The sequence below is a fragment of the Pseudoxanthomonas sp. CCNWLW251 genome, from assembly GCF_037402255.1.
Lineage (GTDB): Bacteria > Pseudomonadota > Gammaproteobacteria > Xanthomonadales > Xanthomonadaceae > Pseudoxanthomonas_A.
The window spans coordinates 878,837-893,111 of sequence record NZ_JBBEGA010000001.1; the positions used below are offsets into that span (position 1 = coordinate 878,837).

Annotated in this window: 15 protein-coding genes; 10 read left to right on the plus strand and 5 right to left on the minus strand. The window is 67.9% G+C overall.

Annotated features, from left to right (window positions below):
• The first annotated feature begins 41 nt into the window (after nt 1–41).
• Together WBN46_RS04160 and WBN46_RS04165 are read left to right on the plus strand one after the other, a co-directional pair.
• Nucleotides 42–917 carry a PhzF family phenazine biosynthesis protein gene (locus WBN46_RS04160; protein WP_337730408.1) on the plus strand — a complete coding sequence of 292 codons (876 nt, stop codon included), beginning with the start codon at nt 42–44 and terminating at the stop codon, nt 915–917.
• A 29-nt stretch (nt 918–946) separates the two neighbouring features.
• Nucleotides 947–1,825, plus strand: a complete 879-nt coding sequence (locus WBN46_RS04165; RefSeq protein ID WP_337730409.1) for a PhzF family phenazine biosynthesis protein — start codon at nt 947–949, stop codon at nt 1,823–1,825.
• A 155-nt stretch (nt 1,826–1,980) separates the two neighbouring features.
• Here WBN46_RS04165 and WBN46_RS04170 read toward each other — a convergent pair whose 3' ends face one another.
• The 4 genes from WBN46_RS04170 to WBN46_RS04185 form a co-directional block, all read right to left on the minus strand.
• Nucleotides 1,981–3,645, minus strand: coding sequence for an amidohydrolase family protein (locus WBN46_RS04170; protein WP_337730410.1), 1,665 nt, complete (start codon nt 3,643–3,645; stop codon nt 1,981–1,983).
• A 152-nt stretch (nt 3,646–3,797) separates the two neighbouring features.
• Nucleotides 3,798–4,481, minus strand: a complete 684-nt coding sequence (locus WBN46_RS04175; protein ID WP_337730411.1) for a glycine zipper 2TM domain-containing protein — start codon at nt 4,479–4,481, stop codon at nt 3,798–3,800.
• A 69-nt stretch (nt 4,482–4,550) separates the two neighbouring features.
• Nucleotides 4,551–5,237 carry an alpha/beta fold hydrolase gene (locus WBN46_RS04180; RefSeq protein ID WP_337730412.1) on the minus strand — a complete coding sequence of 229 codons (687 nt, stop codon included), beginning with the start codon at nt 5,235–5,237 and terminating at the stop codon, nt 4,551–4,553.
• 5 nt (nt 5,238–5,242) lie between these two features.
• A complete protein-coding gene (locus WBN46_RS04185) occupies nt 5,243–5,677 on the minus strand; it encodes an OsmC family protein (protein ID WP_185741982.1) in 435 nt (144 codons plus the stop codon).
• A gap of 205 nt (nt 5,678–5,882) precedes the next feature.
• Between WBN46_RS04185 and fusA the strand changes: the two genes are divergently transcribed.
• From fusA to WBN46_RS04225, 8 genes are all read left to right on the plus strand, one after another.
• On the plus strand, nt 5,883–7,928 hold the full coding sequence (gene fusA / locus WBN46_RS04190) for an elongation factor G (RefSeq protein WP_337730413.1): 2,046 nt from the start codon (nt 5,883–5,885) through the stop codon (nt 7,926–7,928).
• A gap of 263 nt (nt 7,929–8,191) precedes the next feature.
• A complete protein-coding gene (locus WBN46_RS04195) occupies nt 8,192–8,590 on the plus strand; it encodes an HU family DNA-binding protein (protein ID WP_142123653.1) in 399 nt (132 codons plus the stop codon).
• 171 nt (nt 8,591–8,761) lie between these two features.
• Nucleotides 8,762–9,400, plus strand: coding sequence for a tellurite resistance TerB family protein (locus WBN46_RS04200; RefSeq protein ID WP_337730414.1), 639 nt, complete (start codon nt 8,762–8,764; stop codon nt 9,398–9,400).
• Nucleotides 9,401–9,408: 8 nt separating this feature from the next.
• Nucleotides 9,409–9,975: a M23 family metallopeptidase gene (locus tag WBN46_RS04205; protein ID WP_337730415.1), complete on the plus strand. Its 567-nt coding sequence runs from the start codon at nt 9,409–9,411 to the stop codon at nt 9,973–9,975.
• A gap of 111 nt (nt 9,976–10,086) precedes the next feature.
• On the plus strand, nt 10,087–10,398 hold the full coding sequence (locus WBN46_RS04210; RefSeq protein WP_192200412.1) for a DUF3861 domain-containing protein: 312 nt from the start codon (nt 10,087–10,089) through the stop codon (nt 10,396–10,398).
• A 31-nt stretch (nt 10,399–10,429) separates the two neighbouring features.
• On the plus strand, nt 10,430–10,729 hold the full coding sequence (locus WBN46_RS04215; protein WP_337730416.1) for a helix-hairpin-helix domain-containing protein: 300 nt from the start codon (nt 10,430–10,432) through the stop codon (nt 10,727–10,729).
• A 53-nt stretch (nt 10,730–10,782) separates the two neighbouring features.
• The gene (locus tag WBN46_RS04220; protein ID WP_337730417.1) at nt 10,783–11,352 is read left to right on the plus strand and encodes a DUF1439 domain-containing protein; all 570 of its coding nucleotides are present in this window, start codon (nt 10,783–10,785) and stop codon (nt 11,350–11,352) included.
• A 9-nt stretch (nt 11,353–11,361) separates the two neighbouring features.
• Nucleotides 11,362–11,922, plus strand: a complete 561-nt coding sequence (locus WBN46_RS04225; protein ID WP_337730418.1) for a hypothetical protein — start codon at nt 11,362–11,364, stop codon at nt 11,920–11,922.
• An 86-nt stretch (nt 11,923–12,008) separates the two neighbouring features.
• Here the strand turns inward: WBN46_RS04225 and WBN46_RS04230 are convergent, their stop codons facing one another.
• Nucleotides 12,009–14,219, minus strand: coding sequence for a DUF5916 domain-containing protein (locus WBN46_RS04230; RefSeq protein ID WP_337730419.1), 2,211 nt, complete (start codon nt 14,217–14,219; stop codon nt 12,009–12,011).
• Between the last annotated feature and the right edge of the window lie 56 nt (nt 14,220–14,275).

The following is a 14,275-nucleotide window of genomic DNA, read 5'->3' on the forward strand; positions in this document are numbered from 1 at the left end:
GATTCTAGCCGAAGCCTCCGCGCAGGACCGGACCGTACCGCATGCAACGAACCTCCCACCGCTACCTGCAGGTCGACGTGTTCGCCGACCGTCCTGGCGGCGGCAACCCGCTGGGTGTGGTGCTGGATGCGGCCGACTGGGCCACCTCCCGCATGCAGGCGTTCGCGGCCTGGACGAATCTGTCCGAGACCATCTTCTTCCTGCCGCCGACGACGCCCGGCGCCAGTTACCGCATCCGCATCTTCACCCCCCGGCAGGAACTCCCGTTCGCCGGTCACCCCAGTGTGGGTGCGGCATGGGTCGCGCTGCAGGCCGGCCTGGTCACCGCATCCGACCGCCTGGTGCAGGAATGCGCCGCGGGGTTGTTGCCCGTCCGGATCGACGACAGCGGCCCTCAACCCACGATTCAACTGAGGACGCCGCAGGCGCATCTGGTCGAGACGCCGCCGCTCCCTGCCCTGGATGCCGTCCTTTCATCACTCCCGATTGCGGGCGTCCGCCCCGGGCTGTGGAACAACGGACCTTCCTGGTGGCTCGTGGAGTTGGAGGACGCCGCAGCCGTGCGACACCTGGTGCCCGATCTCGCCGCCATCGCCGCATTGACCACGGCCACGGGCGCGGTGGGCCTGTCCGTGTTCGGCCGGACGCCACCCGGCAGCGACCACCACCTCGCCGTGCGCGCGTTCTGCCCTGCCGACAACATTCCGGAAGACCCCGTGACCGGCAGTGTCAACGCCTGCATTGCCGCCGCGCTGCACGCCGCAGGCGCGTTGCCCGGCGACTCTGGATGCTATCTGGCCAGCCAGGGCCGCGAACTGGGGCGAGACGGCCGCGTCCGGGTGCAGGTGGACGACGAGAGCCATGTCTGGATCGGCGGTCAGGTGCAGTTGGTCATCGATGGCCAGGTGACTTGGTAAGCTGCGCGGCCCCCACGCGAAACCCTGACATGACTTCTCGCCGTTACGTCCAGCTGGACGTGTTCGCCGACCGCCCTGGCGCCGGCAATCCCCTGGCCGTCGTGCTCGATGCCGCCGGACTGGACGATGCAGCCATGCAGGCCATTGCCCGCTGGACACGCTTGCCGGAAACAACCTTCGTGTTCGCGCCCACGCAACCGGGGGCGAGCTACGCCGTACGCATGTTCAGCCCGCGCCGCGAGGTGCCATTCGCCGGCCACCCGAGCGTGGGCACGGCGCATGTCGTGCTCGATGCCGGACTGGCGACGCCCATCGATGGCCTGCTGGTGCAGGAGGGCGTGGCCGGCCTGCTGCCGCTGCGTGTCGAAGACGATGCTGCCGGCCGCACCATCGCGGTACGCACGCCCCGTGCCCACGTGGTGAAAACAGGGGACACGCACGGCGACGAGGTACTGCGAGCGGCCATCGCGAACCTGCCTGCGGGCCGATTGCCTCCCGCCCTGATGGATGGTGGACGCCGCTGGTGGCTGGCCGAAGTCCGTGACGAGGCGGCGCTGCGTGCCGCCGCGCCGGACTGGACCGCGATCAGCGCGCTGGCAACCGCCACCGACAGCATGGGAGTGTGCGCCTACGCGCGCGCGCAACGCCAGGGCTATGACCTCGCCGTGCGCGCCTTCGTGGGCGCGCCAGCCGCATTCGAGGATGCGGCCTCGGGCGCCGCCAACGCGACCCTGGCCGCCTGGCTGACATCACGCGACGCATTGCCGGGTCGCAACGGACGGTACATCGTCAGCCAGGGCCGCGAAGTCGGCTACGACGCCCGCCTGCAATTGCGCGTGGACGAGGCCGGTGACGTCTGGTCCGGCGGCCACGTGCGCACCATCGTGACGGGTCACATCGACTGGTAGCGATCACGACCTCCCGTAGGAGCGACGTCAGTCGCGACCGCATGGCCTGAGGCATGCAGGAAATCCCGGAAATGGAGTAACGCGCCCGACCCGCGCATCTGTAACCACTCTGGCCGTGCGGTCGCGACTGACGTCGCTCCTACAGGAAAGCCGGTCTACTTCACTTCGTAGACCGGTTTGCCATCGACCCACGTCGAACGCGCATGCAGGTCATCCAGCTGCTCACCCGGCACCGCGAGCGGATCTTCGTCCAGCACCACGAAGTCCGCGCGGAATCCCGGCGCGAGCCGCCCGACGTCGCGCTCGTCATGCGCGGCCCAGGCGGCATCGGCGGTGAAACCCCGCAACGCCTCCGCAGCACTCAGGCGTTCGGCCGCCCTCCAGCCGCCCGCAGGATGACCGTGCGCATCCTGCCGTGTCACCGCCGCATGCAGACCCCGCCGCGGGTCAACCGATTCCACCGGAAAATCCGAACCCAGCGCCAGCTTCACGCCGTTGGCCTGCATGCGCTGCCACGCATAGGCGCCCGCGATGCGTACCGGACCCAACCGGTCCTGCGCCCATGGCATGTCGGAGGTGGCGTGCGTGGGCTGCATCGAAGCGATCACGCCAAGCTCGGCGAAGCGCGGGAACTCCTCCGGCGCAACGACCTGCGCATGCTCGATGCGCCAGCGATGGTCCGTCTTCGCCGTGCCACCCAGTACGCGCTGGTAGGCATCCAGCACCAGGCGATTGCCACGGTCACCGATCGCATGCGTGGCCACCTGCACGCCACAGCCATGCGCCTTGCGCATCGCGGCTTCCAGCGCGCCGGGTTCGGTCACCAGCAGGCCGCGATTGCCTGGATCGTCGCTGTAGTCCTCCAGCAACGCAGCGCCGCGGCTGCCCAGCGCGCCATCGGCATACAGTTTCACGCCGCGCATCTGCAGTCGGCCACCCGCATGGCCGTACGGGCCGCGCGCGCAAAGATCTGCAAGCGCGGCGCCATCCCCATCCGCATACGCGTCGATGCGCAGCGGCAGGCGTTGTTCATCGGCGAACTGCACCATCAGCGCCAGGTCCTCGCGCGACACACCCATGTCGTGCACACCGGTCAGGCCATTGCGCACTGCGGCCTGCAACGCCTTCTCCAATGCCTGGCGGCGGTAGGCGGTATCGGGCGCGGGGACGACGGCGTGGACCAGTGACATCGCGGCATCCACGAACACCCCGCTCGGCTTGCCCTCGATGCGCTCGATGCGCCCACCGTCCGGCTGCCAGTCGCCTTCCAGCGGACGCACCGCCTTGGTCGCCGCCGCGCGCAGCGCCGCGCTGTTCGCCCAGCCGGCATGGCCATCCACGCGCTCGAGCCAGACGGGACGCTCGGGGAAGGCCGCATCCAGGTCGGCGGCTGTCGGGAATGCCTTCTCCGGCCAGTCGTTCTGGTCCCAGCCGCTGCCAAGCAGCCATGCGTTGGGTGGAAGCTGTTTCTCGTACGCGCGCAGGCGCGCGATCACCTCGGCCTTGTCGCGTGCATCGACCAGATCGACACGCATCAGCGCATAGCCCAGCCCCATCACATGGCCGTGCGCGTCGATCAGGCCGGGGATGACGGTCTTGCCGACCGCATCGATGCGCTTCGCATCGGGATACCGCGCGAGCAACGCCTTGGCATCGCCCACCGCCAGGACGCGGCCCGTGGCGTCCCATGCCAGCGCCTCAACAACAGGGCGGTCCGGATCGGAGGTATGCACGCGCGTCGCCGTCAATACCTGCACCTGCGCCTGCGCGGCACCTGCCAGCGCCAGGACACATCCGATTCCCAATGCCAGACGCCGCATGCCCCGCTCCCCGTTTGGTGACCGGCCGGACTATGCGGTCTCGCGCGCACTGCGGCAACCCGGATACGGAAGAGGGGCCTTGCGGCCCCTCCGGTTTTCGACTGATTTGCGTTGCCGGGCGAGGCATCCGCTGAGCGGACACGCCTGCACGCTCATTCGGGGCGGACATCCACGCGGATGCGGATGCGGTCGCCGGGATGATGGTCCGTGCGCGTCCGGTAGGTGCGGTTGGCGTACTCGTAGGTCACGTCGTAACCGTTGACGCGTCCGTCGCCGTAGTAATCGTCACCGTAGCGCCCGTCGCTCACCGGTACCGGATCGCAGACCCGTACCCGGCCGCGCTGCACCTGGCGATCGCGCTGGGCGCTGTCGTAGATGGAACGGCCCGCCATGCCACCGACCATCGAACCGACGGCGGTACCGACGTAGCGGCCACTGCCGTCCCCCACCTTGCTGCCGAGCACCGCGCCGGCAATGCCGCCGATCACCGTGGCCACCGTGCGGCCCGAGCCGTTGCCGCCGGCAGGGTAGCGACGGTCGTCGCCATAGCGGTCCTGTCCATAGACGTCACGGTAGTCACCGCTGTCGTATACATCGTCGCGACGGACATCGCGCGCATACACGTCGTCGGCGTCGCGGTAATAGCATCGTTCACCACCGCCGGTGCTTCGGTACCCACTGTCGATGACGGGATCCACCCGGACTACGCGGGCATAGTCGTAATAGGGCTGCTCGCCGTCACGGTCTTCGGTGCCGTAGTAGCGCGAGGATTGCGCGGACGCCATGCCCGTGGTCAGCAGGCCGATGGCCAGCACGGTGGCGGATAGACGCTTCATGTCGGGTACTCCCCACGCCGGGGTGGCGTGCCGGCATGCTCGGGCGCGACGGGTGAAACATGGCTGAACTCAGGCGGCGGGCGATGCACGGTTTAGCCATTCGACAGCTTGCGCGGCGATGCCGGCAGCCTCACGCCCGAGCAGCGGCCCGACGTGCGAATCCGAAAGCGTTTGCAATGTTTCCGCGCCCCAGGCATCGGCCATGGCGCGGGCTGTCTCCGGCGGTACGTCTTCGTCGTGTCGCGACACCACGCACAACATCGGGCACGCGGGACGCGCCCGTGCGACACCGCCCTGCGCCGCGCGCAGGACCGCGCCGGATTCGTCGCGCCAATGCCGGAAGGCGAACAGCGCGGTGGCCTCATCCGTCCCGGGCAACGCCCTGCGCGTGCCGGCGAGCCGGGCATCGCGCCGCCACGGCACCACATGGGGCCAGTCGCGCGCGGGCAATCCGGCGTGCCACGGCGCAGGCGGCAACGGATTGACCAGCACCACGGCATCCGCGTCCGCTGCAGCGCCCAGGGCCAGCAGGCCGCCGAGGCTCGCCCCGACCAGCGCGCGTGGCCGAGGCAGGCCTGCGAGCGCGGCGCAGACCTGGGCCTGGTAGTCCTCCAGGCGCGTCGCGGCCAGTCCGCCGTGCACCGGCTCAAGGTCGGGCGCCTCCACGCAGAGGCGCGCCGCCTCGAACACGCCACGCCATACGTTCCATTCCCAGCCACCGCCGCCGGCGCCATGCACCAGCAGCGCAGCCCGCACGGCCGTCAAAGCAGCGTGGCCTCCAGCGACACCGGCACCGACAGTGCGCGCGAGATCACGCAGCCCGCCTTCGCCTGCTGGGCGATCTCCTCGAACTGCGCCGCGCTGATCCCCGGCACGCTGGCCGATACGGTCAGCTTGATGCCGGTGACGGTCGGGCCCGGATCCATGCCAGGCTCCATCGTCGCCTCGGCACGGGTCTGGATCTTGTCGGGCGTGAAGCCGGCCTTTCCCAGCACCGCCGACAACGCCATGCTGAAGCAGCCCGCATGGGCGACCGCCAGCAGTTCTTCCGGGTTGGTGCCCTTCTCGTCGCCGAAGCGGGTCTTGAAGGAATAGTTCTGCGCCTCGAACAAGCCGCTCTGCGGCGTGCTCAGGCTGCCTTTGCCGGACTGCAGGTCACCGTTCCACACCGCATCCGCATAACGCTTCAAAGCCATGGTCGTGCTCCTCGGGTAAGGGACGCGCAGCGTACACCCGCTGATGTTCACGCCGCGTTCCGCAGTGCGACTTGACCCCTCCGGCAGCCGCACCGATGCTGACCGCCCGCCATGACCGCCCGCCGAGCGACACCGCTCACGGGATGCGCTCAGCCCGGACAGCCATGACGGCCCTTCGACCCCAACCCTCGGGAGGAACGGCCTCATGTCGTACAGCACACAACAGATCCGCAACGTGGCCCTGGCGGGCCACCCCGGCGCCGGCAAAACAACCTTGTTCGAAGCCCTGCTGCATGCCGGCGGCGCCCTCCAGGTGGCAGGCACCATCGAGCGCGGCACCACCGTGTCCGACCATGACCCGATCGAAAAGGCGCGCGGGCATTCCATCGACACCGCCATCGCCAGCACCGATCACGGCGGCATGCACGTCAACCTGATCGACACACCCGGCTACCCGGAATTCCGCGGGCCCGCCCTGTCGGCATTCTCCGCCGTGGAAACCGTGCTGGTCGTGGTGGATGCCGATACCGGCATCGCGCACGGCACGCGCCGGTTGATGGAGCGCGCACGCGAACGCAACCTCTGCCGCGCCATCGTCATCAACAAGATCGACCACGAAGGCGCCGACTGTGCCGGCGTGCTTGCAGCGTTGCGCGAGGAATTCGGCCCCGAACTGCTGCCGCTCAACCTGCCGGCGGATGGCGGCAAAGCGGTGATCGACTGCTACGGCCAGGCCCAGGGCGACTCCGATCTCGGTCCCGTCGTCGACTGGCACCAGAAGATCATCGACCAGGTCGTGGAGATCAACGAGACGGTGATGGAGCACTACCTGGACCTGGGCGAAGGCGGACTGTCGGGCGAGGAGCTGCACGATGCCTTCGAGCAGTGCCTGCGCGAAGGACATCTGGTGCCGGTGTGCTTCGCCTCCGCGCGCACCGGCGTGGGCGTGAAGGAACTGCTGGACGTGGCCGAGCGCCTGTTTCCGAATCCCGCGGAAGCCAACCCGCCCCCGTTCGTGAAGCTCAACGGCAGCGGCCCGCAACCCATCGAGGCCGTGCCCGATGCGCGCGCACATGTCATCGCCGATGTCTTCAAGATCGTCAACGACCCCTTCGTCGGCAAGCTGGGAGTCTTCCGTGTCTACCAGGGCACGCTGAAGAAGGACACCCAGCTGTTCGTCGACGACGGCAAGAAGCCGTTCAAGGTCGGACACCTGTTCAAGCTGAAGGGCAAGGACCACGTGGAAGTCGACCAGGCCATTCCCGGCGACATCGCCGCAGTGGCGAAAGTGGACGATCTGCACTTCGACGCCGTCCTGCACGACAGCCACGACGAAGACCACATCCACCTGGCGCCGATCGATTTTCCCAAGCCGATGTTCGGCCTGGCCATCGAGGCCGCCAGCAAGGGCCAGGAGCAGAAGCTGTCGGTGGCGCTGCAGAAACTGGCCGAGGAAGATCCTGCATTCGTGGTCGAACACCAGCCGGAGTTGAACGAGACCGTCATCCGCGGCCTGTCCGACCTGCACCTGCGGGTGATGCTGGAGCGCCTGAAGGAACGCCACGGCGTGGAAGTGAAGACGCGACCACCCCGCATCGCCTACCGCGAGACGGTCAGCGCGAAAGCGGAAGGCCACCATCGCCACAAGAAGCAGACCGGCGGCGCCGGGCAGTTCGGCGAAGTCTTCCTGCGCATCGAACCCTTGCCGCGCGGCGGCGGCTTCGAGTTCGTCGACGAGGTCAAGGGCGGCACCATTCCCGGACAGTTCCTGCCGGCCGTGGAGAAAGGCGTGCGCCAGGTGCTCGGCAGTGGCGCGCTGGCCGGCTATCCGCTGCAGGACATCCGGGTGATCGTCCACGACGGCAAGCACCACGCGGTGGACAGCAAGGAAGTCGCCTTCGTGGCCGCCGGCAAGAAAGCCTTCCTCGACGCCATCGCCAAGGCGCGGCCACAGGTCCTCGAACCGGTCGTCGATCTGGAGGTCGCCGTGCCGGAAGCACAGGTGGGCGACATCACCGGCGGCCTGGCGGGCAAGCGGGCACGCATCAATGGAACGGATGCGCTGCGCGGCGAGATCGTGGTGAAGGCGCAGGTGCCGCTGGCGGAACTGGAGGGGTACGCGGCCGAACTCAAGTCGATGACCGCAGGCCAGGGCCGATACAGCCTGGATTTCAGCCACTACGAGCCCGTGCCGCTCAACGTGCAGCAGAAGCTGGTGGAGGCGTACCGGCCGAGGCCCGAGGAAGAGTGAGTGTGCATTGTGGTGCGGCATCCGGTCGCGGCGGGGCGCGATGGATGCCGCTTCCGGTGCGCACAGGCCGTCCGGTTTGCTCGTCATATCCGGCCATTTCCGACGCGCGGCGAGCGCCAGACCAAAGAAAATCGAAAAAAAACCGAAGAAAAAGGCGTTTTGGGGCCTTCCTGCCCTTGGCGGCGCGAATTCTTTGCCCTACATTTCGCTTGCCGATGCGATCGGCCCGATTACCCAACCACTCGACAGTAGAGACAGGACACATGGCAAAGAGCACCAAGAAGGCCGCGCCGAAGAAGGCCGCCAAGAAAGCTGCACCGAAGGCCGCCGCCAAGCCGGCCGCGCCGAAGCCGATCAAGGAAGCGCTGAGCAAGTCGGGCCTCGTCGCCCACATCGCCGAAGCGACCGCCATCGCCGCCAAGGACGTCCGCGCCGTGCTGGCCTCGCTGGAAAGCGCCGTGCACGCTTCCGTCAACAAGAAGGGCGCCGGCTCCTTCACCCTGCCGGGCCTGCTGAAGATCAGCGCCGTCAACGTGCCGGCCAAGCCGAAGCGCAAGGGCATCAACCCGTTCACCAAGGAAGAGCAGTGGTTTGCTGCCAAGCCCGCCTCGGTGAAGGTCAAGGTCCGTCCGCTGAAGAAGCTGAAGGACGCCGCAGCCTGATCGCTGCGCACCTCGCGTCACCCGAACGGGACGGCCATGCCGTCCCGTTTTCTTTTGCGGCACATCATCCAGCGCGCGACCACGGCGCGGCGTGCCATAGGTCACCCTTGTGATCGTCCGGCGCCGCCCGCAACTCTGTTGCTGTCCTTCCTCCAACCGGGTACGCAACGCATGAAGATCCAGGGCTTCCTCGACCATCTGCTGAAATCCTCCCACGGCGGCAGTCTGCTCAACGCCGACTTCGGCAAGGGTGCGGTCACCGGCGGCGCGCTGGGCCTGTTGCTGGGCAAGAACAAGACCACGCGCAAGCTGGCCACCTATGGCGGCCTGGCGGCGATCGGCGTGATGGCGTATCGCGCCTACGGCGACTACAAGCAACAACAGGGTGGATTCGCCGCCGGTGCCGGTCCGCAGACCGTGGATCGCCTGCCGCCGCCGCAGGCCGAACTGCACAGCCAGGCCATCCTGAAGGCGCTGGTGGCCGCAGCAAAGGCGGATGGCCACATCGATGCGCGCGAACGCCAGGTGATCGAGGGCGAGTTCGCCCGCATCAACAGCGATGGCGAACTGCAGCAGTGGCTGCATGCGGAACTGGAGAAGCCTCTGGACCCGGTCGAGGTGGCGCGTTCGGCCAGCACGCCGGAAATCGCCTCCGAAATGTATCTCGCCAGCCTGATGGTCGCCGACGAGCAGAGTTTCATGGAACGCGCCTACCTGGATGAGCTGGCGAAACAACTGAAGCTCGACCCTCCCCTGAAAGCCCAGCTCGAACGCCAGCTCTCGCAGCCGCAGCCGCCCCCGCTGCCCTGACCGGCGCCATGCGACCCGCCGCGCGCCGTTTGCGACGCCTCGCATGGTTGCTGTTGTGGCTGGTGGCGCTCGCCGCGTTGCTCGCCTGGGCGTGGGGCCGGCCGTTCATGGCATCGGCGCGCATGCTGTGGGACATCTCGCGTGCAACATCGCCGAGCGAACTCCCGGTTCCCGTGCAGGGCGTGCGTGCACGGCAGATCGCGGACACGTTCGGCGCCCCGCGCGGCAGCGATCGCACCCATCAGGGCGTGGACATCTTCGCAGCGCGTGGTACGCCCATCATCAGCGCCACGCGTGGCCTGGTGGTGTCGGTGCGCGACGGCGGACTCGGCGGAAAGCAGGTCTGGGTGCTCGGCCCCGGCCGCGAACGCCACTACTACGCCCACCTGGACGCCTGGGCCGACGACCTGTCCACCGGCCAAGTGATCCAGCCCGGCGATGTGCTGGGTTACGTCGGTACGACCGGCAACGCGCAGGGCACACCGCCGCACCTGCACTACGGCATCTATGGCGAGCAGGGCGCCTACGATCCGCTGCCGCTGTTCAAGGCTGCTGCGGACACGCGCCCGCGTTGACTGAACGACGCCGTCCGGCAGAACAGTCCATCGCGACGGCGCCCCTCGTTCCACCGCGGCCACGGGCCTATCTTGGGTCTGGTCCCCATCGCGCGTCCCGCGCCTGCCGCTATGCCCAACAACACCCACCGCTACCGCATCACCGTCACGCCCATCGAAGACGATGGCCTGCAATGCAACGGCCGTTGCACCATCGAGTTCGAACATGCCTGTCATGACGACTGGATGCGCATCCTCGAGAAACTCCAGCGCCAGCGCGGCCTCAGCGGCGACGAGCGCGCCGCGCTGGTGGTCGGCACCAAGCTGCTGAGCGGCCTGATGCTGGACCACCGCAAGGACACGGACGACCTGTTCGCGCCACTGCGCCCGCACATGGGCGAGTTCATCGCATCGCTCAAGGAGCGCGGCCGGGATGCGGGCTGACATGCCGCCCATCCCGCGCTAGCCTGCGGCGATGAAAGCACGCCACGCCGATGACGCCTTGGTACTCGAGGATATCCCCAACATCGGGCCCTCCATTGCCGGGGACCTGCGCGGCATCGGTATCACCCTGCCGCAGGACCTTGCCCACCAGGACCCGTACGTGCTCTACCGGCGTGTGAACGAAACCACCGGGCAGCGCCACGATCCGTGCCTGTGCGACTGCTTCATCGCTGCCGTGCACTTCATGCAGGGAAGCGCGCCGCTGCCGTGGTGGCACTACACCCCGGAACGCAAGCGCCAGTTCATGCGGGACCCGGCGCTGGCCGGTTAGGCGTCGGACAGGCGGCCCCGGCTAAGGTGCGCCGACACGTCACGGAGCTTTCCATGCGCACACGCCGACGCTTCCTGGTCGCGACCCTCGCCGCGACCGCCACGCTTGCCCTTGCCGGCTGCGAGACCCTCAACACGGTCACCGGCCTGCTGGGCAACCAGATCAATTTCACCCAGCCGCAGCTGCAGCGTTACCTCAACCACAGCTTCCCGCGCGAGTTCGACAAGCTGGGCGGGCTGGTATCGGCCACGCTCACCAATCCGCGTCTCAGCATTCCGTCGGGCGACGATCGCCTGCGCCTGGATTTCGACATCGGGGTGAGCGCGCTGGGCGCACGCGATGTCAGCCGCGGCCACTTCACACTGGCCAGTCGCCTGCGCTACGACCCCGCCACCCAGGGCCTGCATCTGGACAACCCCGAGATCCTGTCCGTCGACGTGCCCGGTTCCGGCTCACTGATGTCCGGCGGCACGCGCCAGCTGGTCAACACCGTGCTGGCCGAATACGCCCGCTCCGAACCGGTCTACCGGATCGACAGCGACACCTTGCGGCGTCTGCCGGCCAGCAAGCGGATCGGCAGCACGTTGATCGAAGACGGCCGCGTGGTCATCCACCTGCAATAAGGGATTCCGATGAAGAACCTGCTCTCGCGCGTCGCCCTGCTCGCCCTGCTGCTGCCCCTGTCCACCATCGCCCTGGCCGATACCGGCAACGTGCTGCGCTTCAACGCCGCCCAGCTGCAAACGGCGGCACGCGCCGGTTTCCCGATGGAACAGTCGCTGCTGGAGGGCTTCGCATCGCTCACCCTCAGCGATCCCGGTGTCAGCATTCCCTCGACCGGTGAGCGGTTGACGCTGCAGATGGACTACGACATCGCGCTGGCCACGGGCGAGCGCCTGGAGAATGGCAACGTGGTGGTCAGCAGCGGACTGCGCTACGACCCCGGCACCCGCGGCCTGCACCTTGTGGATCCGCGGATCGAACACCTGGGCACCGGCGCCGCCGGTCGCGGCCTGCCCGGCGGATCGCGTGAGGTCCTGCAGGAGCTGATCGGCGAGTACGCCCGCACCCGGCCGCTCTACACGCTCACCGAAGAGGATCTGGCGCAGGCCCCCGGTCCGTTGGGCGCGGACTCGCTGCGGATCAACGACGGCCACGTGGAGTTACGGCTGGCACCGTCCGGGACGCCGTGAGCCCGGCCTGACGGAGGTGCGTGGGCAGGATCCGGAGACGCGCCTGCAAGCCCTGGAGGCTTGCGCGCCAACCGAAGACGACGCCCTCAGATCTCGAAGCGGTAACTCAGCTTCACCACCAGCTGCTCGTCGTCACGCAGGCGGAAGCTGTCCTGCAGCAGGTCCTCCACCCCTTCGGTGCCGGTGCGCTGCTCGTAGCCACCGCGGGCATAGACCACGTACAGGTACGACAGCGGCGCCAGCTCGTAGCGGTAGCGCACCTGGAACCCCAGGTTGCGCACGCTGAAATCCTCCACCGTGTCGGTCGCCGCCAGCGCGTAGCCCTGCGGATCGAAACGCCAGGCATCCTGCACGCGCGCGTCCAGCGCGATGGCCTGCATTTTCACCCGCAGTTCGTGGCGGTCATCGACCACCCAGTCCAGGCCGGCACTGAGGTCGAACTGCCGTCGCTTGAAGCCGCCCACCAGATCCTCGCGTTGCCACACCAGCCAATCGGGGGTGTAGAGCGCATAGCCGCCGGCGTAGATGCTGAAGGCATCACTGATGAAGTAGGTGGCGGTGTACCCGGCACCCGCACCCAGCTTGCGGTTGCCCGCCAGGCCGCCGGTGAAGGTTTCCAGCTCCGTCTCGTGCGCCCAGTCGCCCTTTCGCGGTCGCTCGAACTCGAAGTACGTATTGAAGTTCGCCGGCAGCCGCACCACCCCGTTGCCACGCAGCAGCAGGTCGCTCAGGCCCGCGCTGTTGACGTTGATCTGGGCGTATTCGTAACTGCCGTTGCGCAGCTGGCCCTCGCGGCTCATCCGGAACTGGTCGTTGAGCTTGTCGCCGTGGTTGTTGTGGCTGCTGCTCACCCGCCAGCGCCAGTCCTTGGAGGAATAGCGCGAGGCATCGGGCAACCCGGTGAACCGCTTGCGGACTTCCCAGTGCAGGTAGTTGGTGCTGTTGCGCGAGAGATAGCCGAAGTCGTTGATCTGCAGGTCGTTGCCGAAGTGCATGGCGATCCACTGCTGGCGCCAGCCGTCGTCCATTTCGTAGTCGGCCCACACCGTCGCACCGAGGTCCTGCACACGATCCCCGGCCTGGTCGATGCGGCTGCCCAGCAGGCGACTGCGGATGTTCCAGCGCGCTGTCGGCCGCCAGTTGTGGTCCACGCCCAGCACGGTGGCCTCGCGGTCGGTGGCATCCTGCTCCACGCGGGTCAGCATCGCGCCGAGGTTCTGCTTCTCGAAATCGCGCACCACGCGCAGCGCGTGGAAGCTCCTTCCGTACTGGCCATCCTCGTCGGCCGAGAACAGGCCGTAGTTCGCCTTGCCCAGGCTGCCGTTCAACTTCAGCGCCGCCGTGATGTCGCCCGTGCTGCCCACGCGACGCGTATACAGCTGCTGGCTGTCGTCCGACGGCGTGGTCAGCTCGAAGATGCCCTGGTTCTCGGTGAAGAACGGCCGCTTGTCGCTGATGAAGGTCTCGGTGGCGCTGAAATTCACCACCAGGTCGTCCGCCTCCACCTGGCCGAAGTCCGGGTTCACCGTGGCGGTGAGCTGGAAGCGGCCGTTGGGCTTCCAGAACACGTCCGCACCACCGTTGAAGTCGCTGCGCCGGCCTACGTTGTCGTACAGGCCCGACACATACGGCGTCAACGCCAGCAGCGACTGGTCGTAACGCGGCACGGTGACGGACGCGAAATCGGACATGAAGCGCGGGCGCTCGAAGCTGGCGCTCGGCCAGGCCATGCGCTCGCCGGTCACGCCGATCACGCGCGCCAGGAACACTTTCAGCGTGCGCTGTCCGTCGGTGCCATCGCGCATCGGCGCGGTATGCCACGGGATCAGCAGTTCGACGCTCCAGCCCTGTTCGTCTTCGCCCACGGCATGCCGCCACTGGCCGTCCCAGTCGCTGTTGAACTGGTTTTCGTTGGTGATGACCTCGTCGGCAATGCCCCCGGTGGAGCTGACGGTGAATGCATAGCCGGTGCGCCCATCCCCGTCGAAATCGATGAACGCGTTGACGCGGTCGACCTGTTCGTCGAAATCGCGCTGCACCCTCTGCCGCGTGCGTGGCACGCCGGCAGGGTGCGTGTTGCGGAACGCGATGGCCAGCCCGTCCGGCGTGGCCAGTATCCAGGCCTCGGTGGGCAACGAACCTGGCTCGCCGGTCAGCGGCTGGGTCTTGCGGAAGTCGGTGACGTGGCGGGCACCCTGCCATTCGGCAGGATCGACGCGGCCGTCGATCTCGACGGCATGGACGGCGGCGCAGGGCAGGGCCAGGGCAAGCAGGCCGATCAGTCGTGGCAGGGTCATGGAGGCTGGGTGGTGGTCCGGTGCGCGCACGTTAGCGGCGGGACACGCGCGCGACA